Here is a 16,840-nt window from a genome sequence, read left to right as displayed (position 1 = left end):
TCCTTCGTGTTGTCGGGTCAGGACGTGCAGGCGGTGGCACCGACGGCGAAGCCGGTGGGGCTGCCGGAAGACGAGCCGGTCGCCTGGAAGCCGATGGACACCGAAGCGCCGCCGGCCAGGTCGGGCGCCCACGACGGCGCCTTGGCCGTCGCCTGCTGCCCGGACTGGGTCACCGTCGCGTTCCAGCCGCTGGTGATCTGCGTGCCGGACGGCTCGGTCCAGCCGAGCGCCCAGCTCTTCAGCGGCGAGGTCCCGGTGTTCTTGAGCGTCACGGAGGCGACGAACCCGCCCTGCCACGCGTTGTCGACGTGGTAGGTGACCGCGCAGCTCACCGCGGGCGGCGGGTCGGTCGTGCCGCCCCCGCCCGAGCCGACCGGCGGGATCAGGTAGGGCTGCAGGATGGCCTGCTTGGCCTGGTTGACCGTCGTCCAGTCGTCGTTGAGGATGCCGCCGGTGTCACCGGAGTTGGGGTTCCACGACCAGTACGTGAAGCTCATCCCGGTCGGCCCGGTGCCGGTGTACTTCATCAGCTCCTGCAGCCACGTCTTGTCGCGCGGGTCGGCGAGCGTGGTGCCGAACTCGCCGAGCAGCACCGGCGCGATGTTCTGCTTCTGCAGGTAGCCGAAGAAGTGGTCCCACAACGCCGGCAGGTTCGCCGGGAAGGACGGGTCGGAGAACCACGGCTGGGCGAACACCGACGTCGCGTACTCGTGCGCCGAGTACACCAGCTTTTCCGGCTTGGACAGCCGCACCGGGAACTGCTTGGCCCCGGAGAGGTTGCCGCCCCACCAGCCGCACTGCGGGTCGCCGGTGCCGCTGACGCAGTCGACGCCCTCGACGATGATCAGCCAGTCCGGGTTGGCGGCCAGGACGGCGTTGCCGCCGCGTTCGGCGGCCAGGCGCCAGTCGGTCGCGGTGTCCCCGCAGCCCCAGCACGCTCCCCCGCCACCCTGGATCGAGTGCGGCTCGTTGTGCAGGTCGGCGCCGATCACCGTCGGGTTGCCCTTGTAGTGCTGGGCGAGCATCGTCCAGTCCGACAGCCAGCGGCTTTCCGGGTACGCGCTGGTGTACCAGAGCGGGGACTGCGCGCCGGAGTCCGGCCGGTGCTGGTCGAGGATCACGCGCATGCCCTTGGTGCCGGCGTAGCCGATGATCTTGTCCAGCACCTGCAGCCCGGACAGCCCCTGCAGGTCCGGGTTCTGGACGGCGTCGATGCTCGTCGGCTTGACGCCGGGGTCGAACAGCTGGTTGGAGTAGGGCAGCCGCAGCGTGTTGTAGCCGAGGCTCGCCATCTGGTCGAGCATGTCCTTGTAGTTGCGGCTCCACAGGCCGTGCGGCGAGTAGTTGCCGGTTTCGGCGCCGAACCAGTTGACGCCGGTCATCCGGACCGGTGCCCCGGTCGCGTCGACGAGCTGGGAGCCGACCGCGTGCCAATAGCCGGTGCCGGTTCCCGTTGCGGTGGGCGAGGCCGCGGCGGCCGGGGACGCCGTGAGTACGGCGCCCCCGGCCAGTGCGGCGACCACCAGGGAAAGCAGTCGCTTCATCGGGTGCCTTTCAGCCGAACAGGGCGACGTGCGCGGCGAACGCCGTGGCGATCTCCGACTGCGCCCAGAACCGGTGGTAGGTGAACGTCGGCGCGGCGCCGCCGTTCAGGTAGGACTGCACCTTCGGCCAGTCGGGATCGTTCTTGTAGAACGACCGGATGGACAGGAACGACGAGCCGGAGTTGATCGCGTCGCCGTTCGGCATCGTGCCGGTCCAGCCCGGGGGCACGTACAGCCCCTGGTCCGTGGTGGCGTCGTAGGTGTCGTCGAACCGGTTGTAGTCCGACCGGGTCTCCGGCACCGCGATGCCCTTGCTGTCCGCGTTCGCCGACAGCGCCGTCAGCAGCTGCTCCCCGACCGTCTTCGCCTGGGCGTTGTTCGACCCCGCCGCGTAGTAGAGCAGCGTCTTGGCCAGCGAAGCCGCGACCCCGACGTCCTGGCTGTAGTTCTTCACCGTGACGTGCAGGCCGGTGTTCGCCCCGGGGCTGGTGGCGTTCCAGGTGTCCGGCGCGCCGCTCCAGGTCAGGTCGGACGGGATCCGGAACGAGCCGCCCGTGCCGACCGTGGTGCCCGCGATGGCCCACGGGACCCACTTGTCGAGGATCTTCTTCGCCCGGGCGTCGCCGGTCGCCTGGTAGTACTCGGCGATCCGTTCCATGCCCCAGGTCTGGAAGCCGAACCACTGGTTGCTCGGCGGGTCGTGCCAGACCGGCTGCCAGTCGTAGAACATCCCGTAGAACGTCGGCGTGCCGGCGGGCGGGGTGCCGTACTGGCCGTCCCAGCTGTTGGTCGCGCCACCGGCGAGACCGCCTTCGGAGGACTGCAGCCACTGCAGGAACTCCATCTGCCTGCCGAGGCTGGTGGCCCAGTCCTGGGCACCGGTCGCCGAGGTGACCTTCAGGCCCGGGTCGGTCGACAGCGCGTACGCGGCCAGGGGGTTCTGGTAGCCCTGGTGGGCCGCGCCGTCCCCGATCCGCCAGGCCCACGGGCTGGCGGAGTCCATCGACCCGCCCCACGCGTAGTACCACGAGATGAGGTAGTGCTCGCTGTCCTTGCCGGTGCCGGCCGCGCAGCTCGACGCGCCGACGCAGTTGCCGATCTTCTTGAAGTACTTGTCGAACAGCGAGTACCGGAGGTAGTCGCCCATCTTCGACGCCTTCTTCACCACGGCCGAGACGTCGGCGCTCTTGCCCTGCGCCGCCGCCCACTTCTCCGCCTGGAAGGCCACCTGCACGGCGCGGGCGTCCGCGTCGGGCGCGTCGGTGTACTTCCACTGCTTGGCGTAGGAGGAGTCGCCGGTGAACAGGTCGAGGTAGCCGTTCTTGCCGCCGAACTTCATCACGTCACAGCTCGGCTGCGTCACCGTCTCCCAGACCGATTCCTGGGAGCCGCGCTGGAAGGTGTTGATGAACGCGGGCGCGGTGTTCGTGCCGTCTTCGCAGTGCCCGAACTTGTAGATGTTGTCCACGTCGAGCAGCCAGTGCATGCCGTAGACGTCCGATGAGCCGTAGGCCGCCTTGAGCTCCGCCGCGATCGGGTCGCTGCCGACGGACACGCCCGACTGCAGCTGCGACGGGTACGACTTCGGGCTCGGGTACTCGGCCGCGTAGGTGGCGGGCTTGCTGGCGTTGTAGCCGCTGTTGCCCGGCTGGTCCGCCGCCGACGGGATCGCGTACGTCTCGATCGACGTCCACGCCTGGTTGAACGGCGACCAGTCACCGGTCACCCGCCCGTAGGCCGCTTCGAGCCAGAGGTAGTAGCTGAACGCCTCCGACGTCGTCTCGTGGCCGTAGTCCGGCGCCTCGACCATCAGCGTCTCGATCGAGTGGTAGGGCACCAGGATGTTGCCGAACTTCCGGAAGTAGCCGTTGTTCGGGTCCTTGATCTTGTTGTACTGGGTGAGGAACGCGAGCTGGTAGTCCGAAGTGGACGACGAGATCTCGCTGACCGTCACCGTGGCCGCGGTGTAGCCGCTGCTGCTCGCGGTGAAGGTCGCGCTGCCCAGGTCTCCCCCGTTGTCGGCACTGGCGACCGTGACGTTCTGCGCCACGTTCCAGTTGGCCGGGGTGAACGTCAGGCTGGCCGGCGTCGCGGTCAGGTCCGTGCTGCCCGCGGTGCGCGCGATCGCCACGGTCACCGGTGCGGACGGGGCACCGGCGAGGGTGACGCCGAACGTCGTCGTGCCGCCCTGCTTGACCTGCGCGGTCGCCGGGGAGGCGACGATCGTCGGCCCGGACAGGACCTTCACGGTGACCGGGCTGGAGGTGGTCGACGCGTTCTTGTTGTCGTAGGCCTTCGCCGTGATCGAGTAGGTCCCGGCCGGGACGTTGGCCCAGCTGCCCTCGAAGGGCGCGGACGTGTCGGTGGCCAGCAGCGTGTCACCGGCGTAGAACTCGACCTTGCTCACCGTGCCGTCGGAGTCGGCGGCCGTGGCGGCGAGCGGGATGGTGGCCGGGGCGTAGTAGGTGCCGGTCGGGCTGGGGGCGGTGAGGCTCACCGTCGGCGCCTTGTTGGCCCCGGTGCACGCGGTGCCGTTGACGGAGAAGTCCGTCGGCGGGCGGTTGGCGGTGCCCTTCGAGCCGTTGAAGCCGAAGGACGTGCTGGCACCGGTGTCGAGGTGGCCGTTCCACGGCATGTTCGACGCGGTGACCGCGGCGCCGCTCTGGGCGAAGGTGGCGCTCCAGCCCTGCTGGACCTTCTGGCCGTCGAGGAACGTCCAGCCGACCTTCCAGCTGTCGAGCGGCGCGCCGTCGTTGCGCAGCGAGACGTTGGCGGTGAACCCGGTGTCCCAGTCGTTGGTGGTGTAGGTGACGGAACAGGCGATGTCGGCGCCGAGCGCCGGCGGTGGGGCGACCAATGCGGCGGTGCCCGCCAGCACGGCCGTGGCCAGTGCGAGCGTGCGGCCGCGCAACCGGCGCATTCGGGGAGAGGAACGCATGGCTGCGGAACTCCTTTGTCCGTAGGGAGCCAGCGATCTGGGAGCGCTTCCAGGCGCAGACGGTAGCCAGCTTGAAACCTGGATGTAAAGAATCGAGTCAGAAGGACACCGCGGCTGCGGACGTCACACCGGAGCGCGTGGCGAGCGACGCCGAACTGAACGGTCCTGAACAGCCCCACCCGATCGTCGGCAGTTCACTCGAATGGTGCAGCGCCACGCTCACGATGGGTACGCAGAGAACGCCGTTTAGCGCCATTGGCGTACATCTGGGTCAAGAACGCTCGCGACGGAAAAGTCGTGTCGAGCGTCCGGGCCCGCGGGTCAGCTCGAGGCGCGGACCGCCAGCGAGACCGGCAGTATCTGCTGCCGCGGCTTCAGGCTCTGGTCCTCGAGCAGCTGCATCAGCGTCTCGACCATGGCGTGGACCTGCTCGCGCGGATCCTGGTGGACCGACGTCAGCGGCGGGTCCATGGCCGGGGCCAGCGTCGCGTTGTCGTCGAAGCTGACCACCGCGACGTCTTCGGGGATGCGGCGGCCCGCCGCGTCCAGGGTGCGCAGCGCGCCCACCGCCATCATGTCGCTGGCGACGAACACCGCGTCGAGGTCCGGGTGGCGGCTCAGCAGCGCGGACATCGCGTTCGCCCCGCCCGCCAGCGTGAAGTCGGCCTCTTCGGCCAGGCCGTCGGGGTCGAGCCCGGCGTCGAGCAGCGTCTTGCGCCACCCGGCGAGCCGGTCGATCGGGGCGCTCTGGTCCTGCGGCCCGGCGATCGTGCCGATCCGCCGCCGCCCGGCCGCGACCAGGTGCTCCACCGCCAGGCGGGCACCGCCCTCGTTGTCGAAGTCGACGACGTGCACGCCGCGGCGGATGCCGGCCGCCTGGCCGCCGAACACGACCGGGATGCGCAGCAGCCGCAGCGCCTTGGGGAGCGGGTCGGCGCGGTGCGGCGCGAACACCAGCGCGCCGTCGACGTGGCCGCCTTCGAGGAACCGGACGGTCTTGCCGAGGTCCTCGCGCGTGTCGGAGAAGATCAGCACCATCTGGCGGCCGACGTCGGCCAGCTCGCGGTAGCCGGCCCGCATGACCGCGGTCCGGTACGGGTCGTCGAGCAGCCGGGCCTCCGGCTCCGACAGCACGACGGCGACCGCGCCGGTGCGGCGGGTGACCAGCGACCGCGCCGCCTGGTTCGGGGAATAGCCCAGGTCACGGGCCGCGGCGAGGACCTTCTCGCGCGCCGCCGCGCTGACGTACGCGTCGTCGTTCAGCGCGCGCGACGCCGTCGACCGAGACACGCCGGCGAACGCCGCGACATCCTCCAGCGTCGGCCGCTCTTCATCCCCTGCTCGAGGCCCCACGGTACCGCCCTCGCTCACCACAACCACCCGGACGTCCTCAGCTTAACGGTCACCCAGTGCGAAGTCCGGGAGCGCTCCTCGCAGGAAACGCTCCGGTTACGACCCCTTGACACCGGTGGAGCCCCCAACCAGACTCTCCGACACCTGGGAGCGCTCCCAGTCGGGCTCCCAGCAGTGAGAGCGCTCATTCCCGTCAACAAGGTGGTTGAACACGTGAGAACGATCCGGAACGGCCTGGTCCTCGCACTGGGCATCACGATGACGGCGCTCGGCGCCACGGCCTGCGGAGGCGGTGACAGCAACACACCGGCCGCGGCGAACCCGAACGAGCACGTCGAGCTGACGCTGGCGACCTTCACCGAGTTCGGGTACGAGGCCCTCATCCCGGAGTACGAGCGGCTGCACCCGAACATCAAGATCACCCACCGCAAGACCGGCCAGGGCGGGCCCTACCACCAGGACCTGATCACCAAGCTGGCCGCGGGCTCGGGCCTCGCCGACGTGACGGCGGTCGAGGAGGGTCACCTCTCCGACGTCCTGGACAAGGGCTCGAAGTTCAACGACCTGAGCAAGATCGGCCCGGCCGACGCCTCCCCCGACCGCTGGCTGAGCTGGAAGTACGACGCCGCCAAGACCAAGGACGGCAAGGTCATCGGCTACGGCACCGACATCGGGCCGCTGGCCATGTGCTACCGCAAGGACATGTTCCAGGCCGCCGGCCTGCCCACCGACCCCGAAGCGGTCAAGCCGCTGTTCGCCTCCTGGGACAGCTACTTCCAGGCCGGCGCCGACTTCGCCGCCAAGACCCACAAGGCCTGGTTCGACTCGGCCGCGCAGAACTTCAACGCCATGGTCAACCAGCTCCCCCAGGGCTACCTGAACACCGACGACAAGCTCACCCTGGACAGCAACCAGGGCATCAAGGACGCCTGGACCAAGGTCACCGACGCGGTCGCCAAGGGCGAGTCGGCCAAGCTGACCGCGTTCAGCAACGAGTGGAACTCCGGTTTCAAGCAGGGCGCCTTCGCCACGAAGGTGTGCCCGTCGTGGATGCTCGGCGTGATCAAGGAGCAGGCCGGCCCGGAGAACGCGGGCAAGTGGGCGGTCACCGCGGCGTTCCCCGGCGGCGGCGGCAACTGGGGCGGCTCGTACCTGACCGTGCCGACGCAGTCGAAGCACCCGAAGGAAGCGGCCGAGCTGGCCGCCTGGCTGACCGCGCCGGAGCAGCAGATCAAGGCGTTCCAGGCGAAGGGCAACTTCCCGAGCCAGGTCAAGGCGCTGACCGACCCCGCGCTGCTGAGCCAGACCGACCCGTACTTCGGCGACGCGAAGGTCGGCGAGCTGTTCGCCGAGCAGGCCAAGAAGGTGCAGAAGCCGCAGTACAAGGGTCCCGGCGACGGCCAGATCCAGGAGAACGCGGCGAGCCCGGCCCTGCAGGCGGTCGAGCAGGGCAAGTCGGCGGCGGACGGCTGGAACCAGCTGGTCGAATCCGCGAAGAAGATCACGCGCTGACCCGATGACCGTCATCGACAAGATCGCGCCAGAAGGGAGTAAGGCCGGGGAGCGGGTGTCTCCCCGGCCCACCTTCCGGCACCGGCTGAGCCGGTGGGACGTCAAGGTGTCGCCGTACCTCTACGTCGCGCCGTTCTTCATCGTGTTCGGGATCGTCGGGCTGTTCCCGCTGCTCTACACCGCCTACGTCTCCTTGTTCAAGTGGAAGGCCGGCAGCGACGACCCCGACTTCATCGGCCTCGGCAACTACAAGGACCTGCTCGGCGACGGGCAGTTCTGGAACGCGCTGACCAACACGATCAGCATCTTCCTGCTCTCCAGCGTCCCGCAGATCATCATCGCGGTGCTGCTGGCGGCCCTGCTCGGGGCCCGGCTGCGCGGGGCGACGGGCTGGCGCGTCGGCATCCTGCTGCCGTACGCGGCCAGCCTGGTCTCGATCGGCATCATCTTCGCCAACCTGTTCGGCCCCAAGTACGGGCTGATCAACGGCCTGCTGCAGACCGTCGGGCTCGACCCGGTCGACTGGCAGGCCAGCCGCATCGGCAGCCACGTCGCGATCGCCATCATGGTCAACTGGCGCTGGACGGGCTACAACGCCCTGATCGTGCTGGCGGCCATGCAGGCCATCCCGAAGGAGCTGCACGAGGCGGCGCTCATCGACGGCGCGGGCACCTGGCGGCGGTTCTTCAACGTCACGCTGCCGCTGCTGAAGCCGACGCTGATCTTCGTCACCATCACCTCGACGATCGGCGGCCTGCAGATCTTCACCGAGCCCAAGCTGTTCGACGCGATGCCGGGGTCGAACAACGGCGGCTCGACCAACCAGTTCCAGACCGTGACGCTGTACCTGTACCAGTCGGCGTTCGAGAACTACAACCTCGGCTACGCCTCGGCGATCGCCTGGGTCCTGTTCGTGATCATCGTGCTCATCGCGCTGGTGAACTTCTTCCTCACCGGCCGGATCGCCCGTACCCCGGCGGTGAAGAAGAAATGACCACACTCCACGGCGGGCTCCGCCGCAGCGTCGCCAACCTCGGCAAGCCGCGCAAGGCCACCTACGTGGTGCTGGCGATCTTCGTGCTCGGCTCGCTGTTCCCGTTCTACTGGTCGTTCCTGGTGGCCAGCCGTGACAACGGGATGCTCACCGAGCGCGTCCCGCCGTTCCTGCCCGGCGGGAACTTCTTCGCGAACGCCTCGCGCGTGTTCGACAGCGTGCCGTTCTGGAAGGCGCTGGCCAACAGCGTCATCGTGTCCGGCACGGTCACGCTGACCACGGTGCTGTTCTCGTCGCTGGCCGGGTTCGCCTTCGCCAAGCTGCGCTTCCGCGGCCGCAACGGGTTGTTCGTGTTCATCGTCGTGACGCTCGCGGTGCCCACCCAGCTCGGCATCATCCCGCTGTTCATCGCGATGTCGGAGCTGGGCTGGGCCGGGCACCTGCAGGCGGTGATCGTGCCCAACCTGGTCACCGCGTTCGGCGTGTTCTGGATGCGTCAGTACACAGTGGACGCTCTGCCGTACGAGCTCATCGAGGCCGCGCGCGTCGACGGCTGCAGCATGATCCGGATCTTCTGGAACGTCTGCCTGCCCGCCGTGCGCCCGGCCGCGGCGATCCTGGCGATGTTCACGTTCATGATGTCGTGGAACGACTTCCTCTGGCCGCTGGTGGTGCTGGACGCGGGGAACCCGACCGTCCAGGTGGCGCTGGAGAAGCTGCAGAGCGGCTACTACGTCGACTACTCGCTGGTGCTGGCCGGCACGACCCTGGCCACCATCCCGATCCTCATCGTCTTCGTCCTCCTCGGCCGCCAGATCGTGGCCGGGATCATGCAAGGTGCCGTGAAAGGGTGAACATGTCCGTACATCCCGACAGCGTTCGGGCGGAGACCGCGTTGATGTTCCCGCCTGGCTTCGTCTGGGGCGCCGCCACCGCGGCGTTCCAGGTGGAAGGAGCCACGACGGCCGACGGGCGCACCGACTCGGTCTGGGACGTCTTCGCCCGCCGCCCGGGCGCGGTCCGGGGCGGCGACAACGGCGAGCCGGCGGCCGACCACTACCGCCGGTACTCCGAGGACGTCGGCCTCATGCGCCGGCTCGGGCTCGGCGCCTACCGGTTCTCGCTGGCCTGGCCCCGGGTGCGGCCGGACGGCGGCGCGCCGAACGCCGCCGGGCTCGCGTTCTACGACCGGCTGGTCGACTGCCTGCTCGAGGCCGGGGTCCAGCCGTGGGCGACGCTCTACCACTGGGACCTGCCCCAGGCGCTGGAGGAGCGGGGCGGCTGGACCAGCCGGGACACCGCCTACCGGTTCGCCGAGTACACCGAGACGGTGCTGGCCCGCCTCGGCGACCGCGTCGCCAGCTGGTCGACGCTCAACGAGCCGTGGTGCGCGGCGATGCTCGGCTACGCGGGCGGCATCCATGCGCCCGGCCGCACCGACCACCCGGCCGCCGTCGCCGCGACGCACCACCTGCTGCTCGGCCACGGGCTGGCGATGGACATCATCCGGCGGCACGCACCGGACACCCCGGCGGGCATCACGCTGAACCTGTACCCGGTCGCCCCGCACGACCCGGCGAACGTCTCCGACGTCTCGGCGGCCCGGCGGATCGACGGCCTGCAGAACCGGCTGTTCCTCGACCCGGTGCTGCGCGGCGGGTACCCGGACGACCTGGTGGCCGACCTGGCGCCGTTCGGGCTCGGCGACGTGGTCCGCGACGAGGACGCGGCGGTCATCGCCGCGCACGTCGACTGGCTGGGCGTGAACTACTACCGCGACTACCGCGTCGCGGGGCGCCCGGTGCCGGGCAGCGAGCCGGCGGGCCCGGAGTGGGTCGGCGCGGGCGACGTCCACTTCGTCCCGGACCCGGCGGCGCCCCGCACGGACTCCGGCTGGGAGGTCCAGCCGGCCGGGCTGACGGAGTCGCTCCTGCAGGTGCACCGCGGCTACCGGTCGGTGCCGCTGTACATCACGGAGAACGGCGCGGCGTACCCGGACGTGGTGGGTGAAGGCGGCGACATCGTCGACACCGACCGCGTGGCGTTCCTGGACTCGCACTTGCGGGCAGCGCACGACGCGCTGGCGGCCGGGGTCGACCTGCGCGGGTACTTCTACTGGTCGCTGCTCGACAACTTCGAGTGGGCCGAGGGGTACGCGAAGCGGTTCGGCCTGATCCACGTCGACTACGCGACCCAGCGCCGGACGCCCAAGCAGAGCGCCCACTGGTACTCCCGCGTGATCGGCCTCAACGGCCTCGGCTGACGTCCGTGGCGGCCGCCGGCGCGGGTGGCCGCCACGAACCTCCCGAGCCGGGGCGTGCATTCCGGCGCCGGCGTTGACAGACTGGCCGGTATGGGACTGCGCAGCGAAGCCTGGTTCAACAACCCCGCCGACCCCGGGATGACCGCGCTCTACCTCGAGCGGTACCTGAACTGGGGCCTGACGCGGGAGGAGCTGCAGTCCGGCAGGCCGGTCATTGGCATCGCGCAGACCGGCTCCGACCTCTCCCCGTGCAACCGCCACCACCTGCAGCTGGCCGAGCGCACCCGGGAAGGCATCCGGGAGGCAGGCGGGATCGCCGTCGAGTTCCCCGTCCACCCGATCCAGGAGACCGGCAAGCGCCCGACCGCCGCCCTCGACCGGAACCTCGCCTACCTCGGCCTCGTCGAGACGCTCTACGGCTACCCCATCGACGGCGTCGTCCTCACCACCGGCTGTGACAAGACGACCCCCGCCTGCCTGATGGCCGCCGCCACCGTCGACATCCCCGCCATCGTGCTGTCCGGCGGCCCGATGCTCAACGGCTGGTTCAACGGCGAGCGCACCGGGTCCGGGACCATCGTCTGGAAGGCGCGCGAGCTGCTCGCGGCCGGGGAGATCGACGCCGCCGGGTTCATGGACCTCGTCGCGTCCTCGGCGCCGTCACCCGGGCACTGCAACACCATGGGCACCGCCTCGACGATGAACGCGCTCGCCGAGGCGCTCGGCATGAGCCTGCCCGGCTGCGCGGCGATCCCCGCGCCGCACCGCGACCGGGCCCGGATGGCCTACCGCACCGGCCTGCGGATCGTCGACATGGTCCGCGAAGACCTCAAGCCGTCCGACATCCTGACCCGCGAAGCCTTCGAGAACGCCATCGTCGTGAGCTCGGCGATCGGCGGCTCCACCAACGCGCCCATCCACATCGGCGCCATCGCCCGCCACGTCGGTGTCGAGCTGCCCCTGGCGGACTGGCAGCGGCTCGGGTACGCCGTCCCGCTGCTGGTCGACCTCCAGCCGGCCGGGAAGTACCTCGGCGAGGAGTTCCACCGCGCGGGCGGCGTCCCGGCCGTCGTGCACGAGCTGATGCGGCACGGGCTCGTCCACGAGGACGCGCGGACGGTCAACGGGCGCACGCTCGGCGAGAACTGCCGCGACGCCGAAGCCACCGACCGGGACGTCATCCGGACCTTCGGCACCGCCCTCGTCGAGGACGCCGGGTTCCTCGTGTTCAAGGGCAACCTGTTCGACGCCGCGATCATGAAGTCCAGCGTGATCTCGCCCGAGTTCCGCCGCCGCTACCTGGCCGGTGGCGTGTTCGAGGGCACCGCCGTCGTGTTCGACGGCCCGGAGGACTACCATGCCCGCATCGACGACCCGGACCTCGGCGTCGACGAGGATTCGCTGCTCGTCATGCGCGGCACCGGCCCGCTCGGCTACCCGGGCGCGGCGGAGGTGGTGAACATGCGCCCGCCCGCGGCGCTGATCAAGCGGGGCATCCGCGAGCTGCCGTGCCTGGGCGACGGCCGCCAGTCCGGCACGTCCGGGTCGCCGTCGATCCTCAACGCCTCCCCCGAGGCCGCGGCCGGCGGCGGGCTCGCGCTGCTGCGCACCGGCGACCGGGTGCGGATCGACCTCCGCGCCGGCACCGCGGACGTGCTCGTGCCGGACGAAGAGCTCGCGCTGCGCCGCAAGGAGCTCGCCGAAGCCGGCGGTTACCCGGTGCCGGCGGCGCAGACGCCGTGGCAGGAGATCCAGCGGTCGATGGTCGACCAGCTCTGCGACGGCATGGTGCTGCGCCCGGCGGTGGCGTACCAGCGGATCGCGCGGACGAAGGGCATTCCGCGCGACAACCACTGATTCCGACGCCCGGCAGCCGGGGAAACGGCCGCTTCGAACGGCCGCGGAGCGGGTATCCCTGCGGTAGCCCGAGGCGAGGAGGCCATCATGCTGCCGGAGCGCGAACGCCACGCCCTGCGCGAAATCGAAGCCGAGCTGGAGGCGAGCGACCCCGCGTTCGCCGCCGCCCTCAGCGGCCGCACGCTGCGCGAGGCCCGCCGCTGGAAACTGCTGCTCGTGCTGTGCGACATCACGGCGCTGACCATGCTCATCGTCGGGCTCTTCGCCCGGGACGCGGGACTGGTGCTCTGGGGCACGGTCGCCGGCGGCGCGCTCGTGGCGTGGCACATCGCCCGCGCCGAGGCGGGCCGCAAGTCCACTCAGGACAGCTGAGCGCAGATCGCCGGACGCGCCGCGGCCCGCGTCACCCGGGCCGGGCGACGCGGGCCGCGTCCGCGAAGTCAGTCGTAGGACAGGGCCTCGACCAGCTCGCCCGCCGTCGGGTTGGACAGCGCGCGGGCGACGTCCGCCTGCGCGACGATGCCGACCAGGTCGTGCCCGTCGATCACCGGCAGCCGGCGCACGCGGTGCTCGGACATGGTGCGCAGGATCTCCTGCGCGTCGTCGTCGGCGCCGATCGTCACGACCTCGCCCTGGGCCAGCTCGCCGACGTGGACCGCGCGCGGGTCCTTGCCCTCGGCCAGGACCTTCACCACGATGTCGCGGTCGGTGATCATGCCCTTCAGCCGGTTGTCCTCGCCGCAGATCGGCAGCGCACCGACCCCCTTCTGCGCCATCGTGACCGCGGCGTCGTGCACGGTGTCCGACTCCCGGGCGCAGGTCGCGTCCGACGTCATGATCTCGCGTGCGGTGGTCATCGTGAACTCCTTTCGTTCCGGGCGGTTGCAGTTCGGCTACCCCCGCGTCGCGGGTTTACTCGGCCCCGGCACGGGGAATTTCCCGGCACATGCCGGATACCCGCGGTGCCGAGCCGCCGGACACCACCGACCTCGCCCGGTTGCGGTCGGCGGCGTCCGGCTGCCGAGGGTGCCCGCTCTACCAGGACGCGACGCAGACCGTCTTCGGCGAAGGCAGCGCCGGGGCGCGGATCCTGGTCGTCGGCGAGCAGCCCGGTGACAAGGAGGACCTGGCGGGCGAGCCGTTCGTCGGCCCCGCCGGGAAGCTCCTGGACCGCGCGTTCGAGGAAGCCGGCTTCGACCGGACGGCCCTGTACGTCACCAACGCGGTCAAGCACTTCAAGTTCAAGCGTGACGAACGCGGCAAACGCCGCATCCACCAGAAGCCCGGCCGCACCGAGGTGGTCGCCTGCCGGCCGTGGTTGCTGGCGGAGCTGCGCGCGGTGCGCCCGGAACTGGTGCTGTTGCTGGGGGCCACGGCCGCGCAGTCGCTGCTGGGCCCCAAGTTCCGCCTGACGGCCCACCGCGGCGAGCCGCTGGACGCGCCGGAAGACGTGGCGGACCTGGTGCCGTCGGCGGTCGCGACCGTCCACCCGTCGGCGATCCTGCGCGCCCCGGACCGCGACGAGGCGTACGCGGCGTTCGTCGCCGACCTGAAGGCCGCCGGCAAGATGCTGGCCTGAGCGGCCTCAGCGCAGCTTTCGCAGGGCGGCTTCCGCCGAGGCGGCGTGCGCGCCGAGATCCCGCCACGGGTCCTCCTTGCGTGCCAGCCGCTGCTTCTCCTTCGCCAGGCTCCAGCCGTCCGGCTCGGCCTTGCCCAGCTCGCGCCAGTCGAGCGGGGTCGCGGCGGCCGCGCCCGGGCGGGCCCGCAGCGAGTACGGCGCGACGAACGTCTGCGCGTAGCCGTTGCGGTTGGCGTCGAGGAAGATCCGGTCGCCGCGCTTGTCCTTGCGCTGCGCCGTCGTCAGGCGGTCCGGGTCGTCGGCGGCCACGCGGCCGGCCAGCGCGCGGGACAGTTCCAGGACCACCTCGGTGCCGGATTTCGCGTCCAGCGGCGCCAGCACGTGGAAGCCGCGCCCGCCGGTCGCCTGGACGAACGGGGTCAGCCCGGCGCGCTCGCAGTGGTCGCGGATCCGCCGCGCGACCGCCCGCAGCTCGGCGACCGGCGTGCCGGCCGGCGGGTCGAGGTCCAGCACCAGCCGGTCCGGCCGCTCCGGTGCGTCCACTGTGGACAGCCAGACGTGGAACTCGAGCGTTCCCTGTCCCGCCAGGTATTCCAGCGTCGCGGCGTCGTCGCAGACCACGTACTCGTCGGTGCCGCCACCACGCCGGGGCACGCGCTCGACGCGGACCGAGTCCGGGAAGTGCTCGCCCGGGTGCTTCTGGAACCAGCCCTGGCCCTCGATGCCGTCGGGAAACCGGCGCAGCGTCAGCGGGCGGCCGCGCAGGTGCGGCACCATGACGCCGGCGACCGCGCGGTAGTACTCGACCACGTCGCCCTTCGTCAGCCCGTCTGCCGGGTAGTACAGCTTGTCCGCATGGGAGATCTCCGTCATGCCCGCTCCCGCACGACGTCCGCCGCCTTCTTGTCCTCGCGCAGGCCGGCGAACCGCGGATGCCGCAGCCGCCCGTCGCGCGTCCATTCGGAAAAGCCGATCTGCGCCACCAGGTCCGGCCGGACCCAGTGCGCGCCGCGTTCCCGGACCGGCCCGGCGAACGGCGACCGCGACGTCTCGCGCTCCCGCAGCCGCGCGTGCAGCGACGACAGCAGCTTCTCGTCGAACCCGGTGCCGACCTTGCCGGCGTACTTCAGGCCGCCGTCTTCGTGGTAGCCCAGCAGCAACGCGCCGAAGCCGTGCCGCGCGCCCTGCGGGTCGGTGAAGCCGCCGATGACGAGTTCCTGACCCTGCGCGCACTTGAACTTCAGCCAGTCGGGTGACCGTCCATGGTGATAGGGCGCGTCCGCCCGCTTCGCGATGACGCCTTCCCAGCCGCGCCGGCAGGCTTCGTCGTAGAACTTCTCGCCTTCGGTGTTGCGGTGCGCCGACAGCCGCAGCGGGTCTTCGAAGTCGAAGGCGTCCCGCAGCAGTGCCTTCCGCTGGCGCAGCGGCAACGCGGTCGTGTCCTGGTCGTCGTAGTACAGCAGGTCGAACAGGTAGTAGTAGACGCGCACGCCGGTGGCCCGGGCGCGGTCCGGGTCGCTGACGTGGATGCGCGGCTGGAGGGCGGCGAAGCTGGTGTTGCCGCCGTCGAACGCGACGATCTCGCCGTCGGCGACGAACCGCGGGCCGCCCTGGGCGGCCAGCGCTTCGACGAGCTCCGGGTAGGCGGTGTCCATCACCTTGTGGTTGCGCGAATAGAGCGTCGGCGTGCCGCCGTCCCGCACGCAGATCGCCCGGACGCCGTCCAGCTTGCGCTCGTAGAGCCAGTTCTCGTCGGAGAAGCGGCGGTCGGTGAGCGTGGCCAAGGTCGGCTCGCGCCAGCCTGGCCCGCTCACGACGCCTTCAGCGCCTTCTCCAGCTCGGCGCGCGTCATCTTCGACCGCCCCTTGACGCCCTGCTCGCGGGCGAGCTTGTCCAGATCGGACTTGGACAGCTCGGCGAGGTCGGGCTTCTTCCGCTGCTTCGGCTTCTTCGGCGCGGCCGCGCGTTCCTTGCCGCCGCTCTTGCGGTTCTTCACGCTGCGCGAGAGCGCCTCGAAGAGGTCGACGACGTCGGCCGAGGGCTCCGGTTCCTCCTCGTGCGCGATCTCCTTGCCCTGCTCCTTGGCCTTGATCAGCTCTTCGACGCGCTCGGAGTATTCGTCGCGGTAGTCCTCGGGCTGCCACGGCGCGGTCATCTCGTCGACGAGCGCGAGGGCCATGTCGAGCTCCTTCGGCCGCGGCTTCGGCAGGCTCGGCAGGCCGCCCATGACGTCCTTCGGCTTCCGCAGGTCCGCGGCGAAGTGCAGGGTGTTGAGCACCATGACGCCTTCGCCGGCGCGGATCGCCGCGAGGTACTCCTTGCCGCGCAGCACGAACTTCGCGATGCCGGCCTTCTCGCTGCGGTCCATCGCCTGCAGCAGCAGGCCGTACGCCTTGGCGAAGTCCTCCTTCGCCGGCTTGAGCCAGTACGTCTTGTCGAAGAACCACGGGTCGATCTCGTCGAGCTCGACGAACTGCTCGATGTCGATCCGCCGCGAGCGCTCGGGCGCGATCTCCTCCAGCTCGTCCGGCTCGACGAGCACGTGGTCGCCGCCGCCGAGGTCGTAGCCCTTGACGATCTCGTCCTGGCTCACCTCGTCGCCGGTCCGCTCGTTGACCCGGCGGTTGCGGATCCGGTCCGACGTCCCGCGTTCGAACTGGTGGAAGTGGATCGTGTGGTCCGCCACCGCGGGGTACAGCTCCACCGGCACGGTGACCAACCCCAGGCTCAGCGCGCCGCTCCACACCGGTCTGGCCATGTCGACCTCCTCACCGGCAGCGATACCCGCATGATCGCTTCC

General features: G+C 70.6%; 14 protein-coding genes. 7 read left to right on the top strand and 7 right to left on the bottom strand.

Translation table 11 applies throughout. The features are described 5' to 3' along the window. Positions 1 to 17: 17 nt before the first annotated feature. From BT341_RS24970 to BT341_RS24960, 3 genes are all read right to left on the bottom strand, one after another. Entirely contained in the window at positions 18 to 1,544 is a 1,527-nt protein-coding gene (locus BT341_RS24970; protein ID WP_072478587.1) for a cellulase family glycosylhydrolase, read from the bottom strand. Positions 1,545 to 1,554: 10 nt separating this feature from the next. After that, entirely contained in the window at positions 1,555 to 4,482 is a 2,928-nt protein-coding gene (locus tag BT341_RS24965; protein ID WP_072478586.1) for a glycoside hydrolase family 48 protein, read from the bottom strand. 321 nt (positions 4,483 to 4,803) lie between these two features. Further along, a complete protein-coding gene (locus BT341_RS24960) occupies positions 4,804 to 5,799 on the bottom strand; it encodes a LacI family DNA-binding transcriptional regulator (protein WP_072482168.1) in 996 nt (331 codons plus the stop codon). A 249-nt stretch (positions 5,800 to 6,048) separates the two neighbouring features. Here BT341_RS24960 and BT341_RS24955 point away from each other — a divergent pair, with 249 nt between their 5' ends. The 6 genes from BT341_RS24955 (at position 6,049) to BT341_RS24930 (ending at position 12,833) form a co-directional block, all read left to right on the top strand. Then, entirely contained in the window at positions 6,049 to 7,347 is a 1,299-nt protein-coding gene (locus BT341_RS24955; protein ID WP_072478585.1) for an ABC transporter substrate-binding protein, read from the top strand. Between the two features lie 4 nt (positions 7,348 to 7,351). After that, positions 7,352 to 8,341: a carbohydrate ABC transporter permease gene (locus tag BT341_RS24950; RefSeq protein WP_072478584.1), complete on the top strand. Its 990-nt coding sequence runs from the start codon at positions 7,352 to 7,354 to the stop codon at positions 8,339 to 8,341. Next, positions 8,338 to 9,195, top strand: coding sequence for a carbohydrate ABC transporter permease (locus tag BT341_RS24945; protein ID WP_072478583.1), 858 nt, complete (start codon positions 8,338 to 8,340; stop codon positions 9,193 to 9,195). Before BT341_RS24950 ends, BT341_RS24945 begins: the two co-directional genes overlap by 4 nt. Beyond that, the gene (locus BT341_RS24940; RefSeq protein ID WP_072478582.1) at positions 9,192 to 10,604 is read left to right on the top strand and encodes a GH1 family beta-glucosidase; all 1,413 of its coding nucleotides are present in this window, start codon (positions 9,192 to 9,194) and stop codon (positions 10,602 to 10,604) included. Before BT341_RS24945 ends, BT341_RS24940 begins: the two co-directional genes overlap by 4 nt. Before the next feature lie 90 nt (positions 10,605 to 10,694). Further along, complete coding sequence (locus BT341_RS24935; RefSeq protein WP_072478581.1) at positions 10,695 to 12,461, top strand: IlvD/Edd family dehydratase; 1,767 nt, start codon at positions 10,695 to 10,697, stop codon at positions 12,459 to 12,461. An 87-nt stretch (positions 12,462 to 12,548) separates the two neighbouring features. After that, complete coding sequence (locus tag BT341_RS24930) at positions 12,549 to 12,833, top strand: DUF3040 domain-containing protein (RefSeq protein WP_072478580.1); 285 nt, start codon at positions 12,549 to 12,551, stop codon at positions 12,831 to 12,833. A 68-nt stretch (positions 12,834 to 12,901) separates the two neighbouring features. Here the strand turns inward: BT341_RS24930 and BT341_RS24925 are convergent, their stop codons facing one another. Continuing rightward, positions 12,902 to 13,318 carry a CBS domain-containing protein gene (locus BT341_RS24925; protein WP_072478579.1) on the bottom strand — a complete coding sequence of 139 codons (417 nt, stop codon included), beginning with the start codon at positions 13,316 to 13,318 and terminating at the stop codon, positions 12,902 to 12,904. An 89-nt stretch (positions 13,319 to 13,407) separates the two neighbouring features. On the opposite strand from BT341_RS24925, the gene BT341_RS24920 reads away from it, so the two are divergent. Beyond that, positions 13,408 to 14,040 carry a UdgX family uracil-DNA binding protein gene (locus BT341_RS24920; RefSeq protein WP_072478578.1) on the top strand — a complete coding sequence of 211 codons (633 nt, stop codon included), beginning with the start codon at positions 13,408 to 13,410 and terminating at the stop codon, positions 14,038 to 14,040. 6 nt (positions 14,041 to 14,046) lie between these two features. Here BT341_RS24920 and ligD (BT341_RS24915) read toward each other — a convergent pair whose 3' ends face one another. Genes ligD (BT341_RS24915) through ku form a run of 3 tightly spaced genes read right to left on the bottom strand, consistent with a single transcriptional unit; the run spans position 14,047 to position 16,798 of the window. Continuing rightward, positions 14,047 to 14,913 carry a non-homologous end-joining DNA ligase gene (gene ligD / locus BT341_RS24915; protein ID WP_072478577.1) on the bottom strand — a complete coding sequence of 289 codons (867 nt, stop codon included), beginning with the start codon at positions 14,911 to 14,913 and terminating at the stop codon, positions 14,047 to 14,049. Continuing rightward, entirely contained in the window at positions 14,910 to 15,854 is a 945-nt protein-coding gene (gene ligD, locus BT341_RS24910; RefSeq protein ID WP_072478576.1) for a non-homologous end-joining DNA ligase, read from the bottom strand. Before ligD (BT341_RS24910) ends, ligD (BT341_RS24915) begins: the two co-directional genes overlap by 4 nt. Then, a complete protein-coding gene (gene ku / locus BT341_RS24905; protein ID WP_072478575.1) occupies positions 15,851 to 16,798 on the bottom strand; it encodes a non-homologous end joining protein Ku in 948 nt (315 codons plus the stop codon). Before ku ends, ligD (BT341_RS24910) begins: the two co-directional genes overlap by 4 nt. Between the last annotated feature and the right edge of the window lie 42 nt (positions 16,799 to 16,840).

The organism is Amycolatopsis australiensis, from assembly GCF_900119165.1.
GTDB classification, from domain to species: domain Bacteria; phylum Actinomycetota; class Actinomycetes; order Mycobacteriales; family Pseudonocardiaceae; genus Amycolatopsis; species Amycolatopsis australiensis.
This window is presented reverse-complemented; position numbering and strand designations above follow the sequence as displayed.

Bases quoted from the DNA above. Each gene is read 5' to 3' on its own strand.
- BT341_RS24970 (WP_072478587.1), bottom strand. From the start codon at position 1,544: ATGAAGCGACTGCTTTCCCTGGTGGTCGCCGCACTGGCCGGGGGCGCC.
- BT341_RS24965 (WP_072478586.1), bottom strand. From the start codon at position 4,482: ATGCGTTCCTCTCCCCGAATGCGCCGGTTGCGCGGCCGCACGCTCGCA.
- BT341_RS24950 (WP_072478584.1), top strand. From the start codon at position 7,352: ATGACCGTCATCGACAAGATCGCGCCAGAAGGGAGTAAGGCCGGGGAG.
- BT341_RS24945 (WP_072478583.1), top strand. From the start codon at position 8,338: ATGACCACACTCCACGGCGGGCTCCGCCGCAGCGTCGCCAACCTCGGC.
- BT341_RS24935 (WP_072478581.1), top strand. From the start codon at position 10,695: ATGGGACTGCGCAGCGAAGCCTGGTTCAACAACCCCGCCGACCCCGGG.
- BT341_RS24930 (WP_072478580.1), top strand. From the start codon at position 12,549: ATGCTGCCGGAGCGCGAACGCCACGCCCTGCGCGAAATCGAAGCCGAG.
- BT341_RS24925 (WP_072478579.1), bottom strand. From the start codon at position 13,318: ATGACCACCGCACGCGAGATCATGACGTCGGACGCGACCTGCGCCCGG.
- BT341_RS24920 (WP_072478578.1), top strand. From the start codon at position 13,408: ATGCCGGATACCCGCGGTGCCGAGCCGCCGGACACCACCGACCTCGCC.
- ligD (WP_072478577.1), bottom strand. From the start codon at position 14,913: ATGACGGAGATCTCCCATGCGGACAAGCTGTACTACCCGGCAGACGGG.
- ku (WP_072478575.1), bottom strand. From the start codon at position 16,798: ATGGCCAGACCGGTGTGGAGCGGCGCGCTGAGCCTGGGGTTGGTCACC.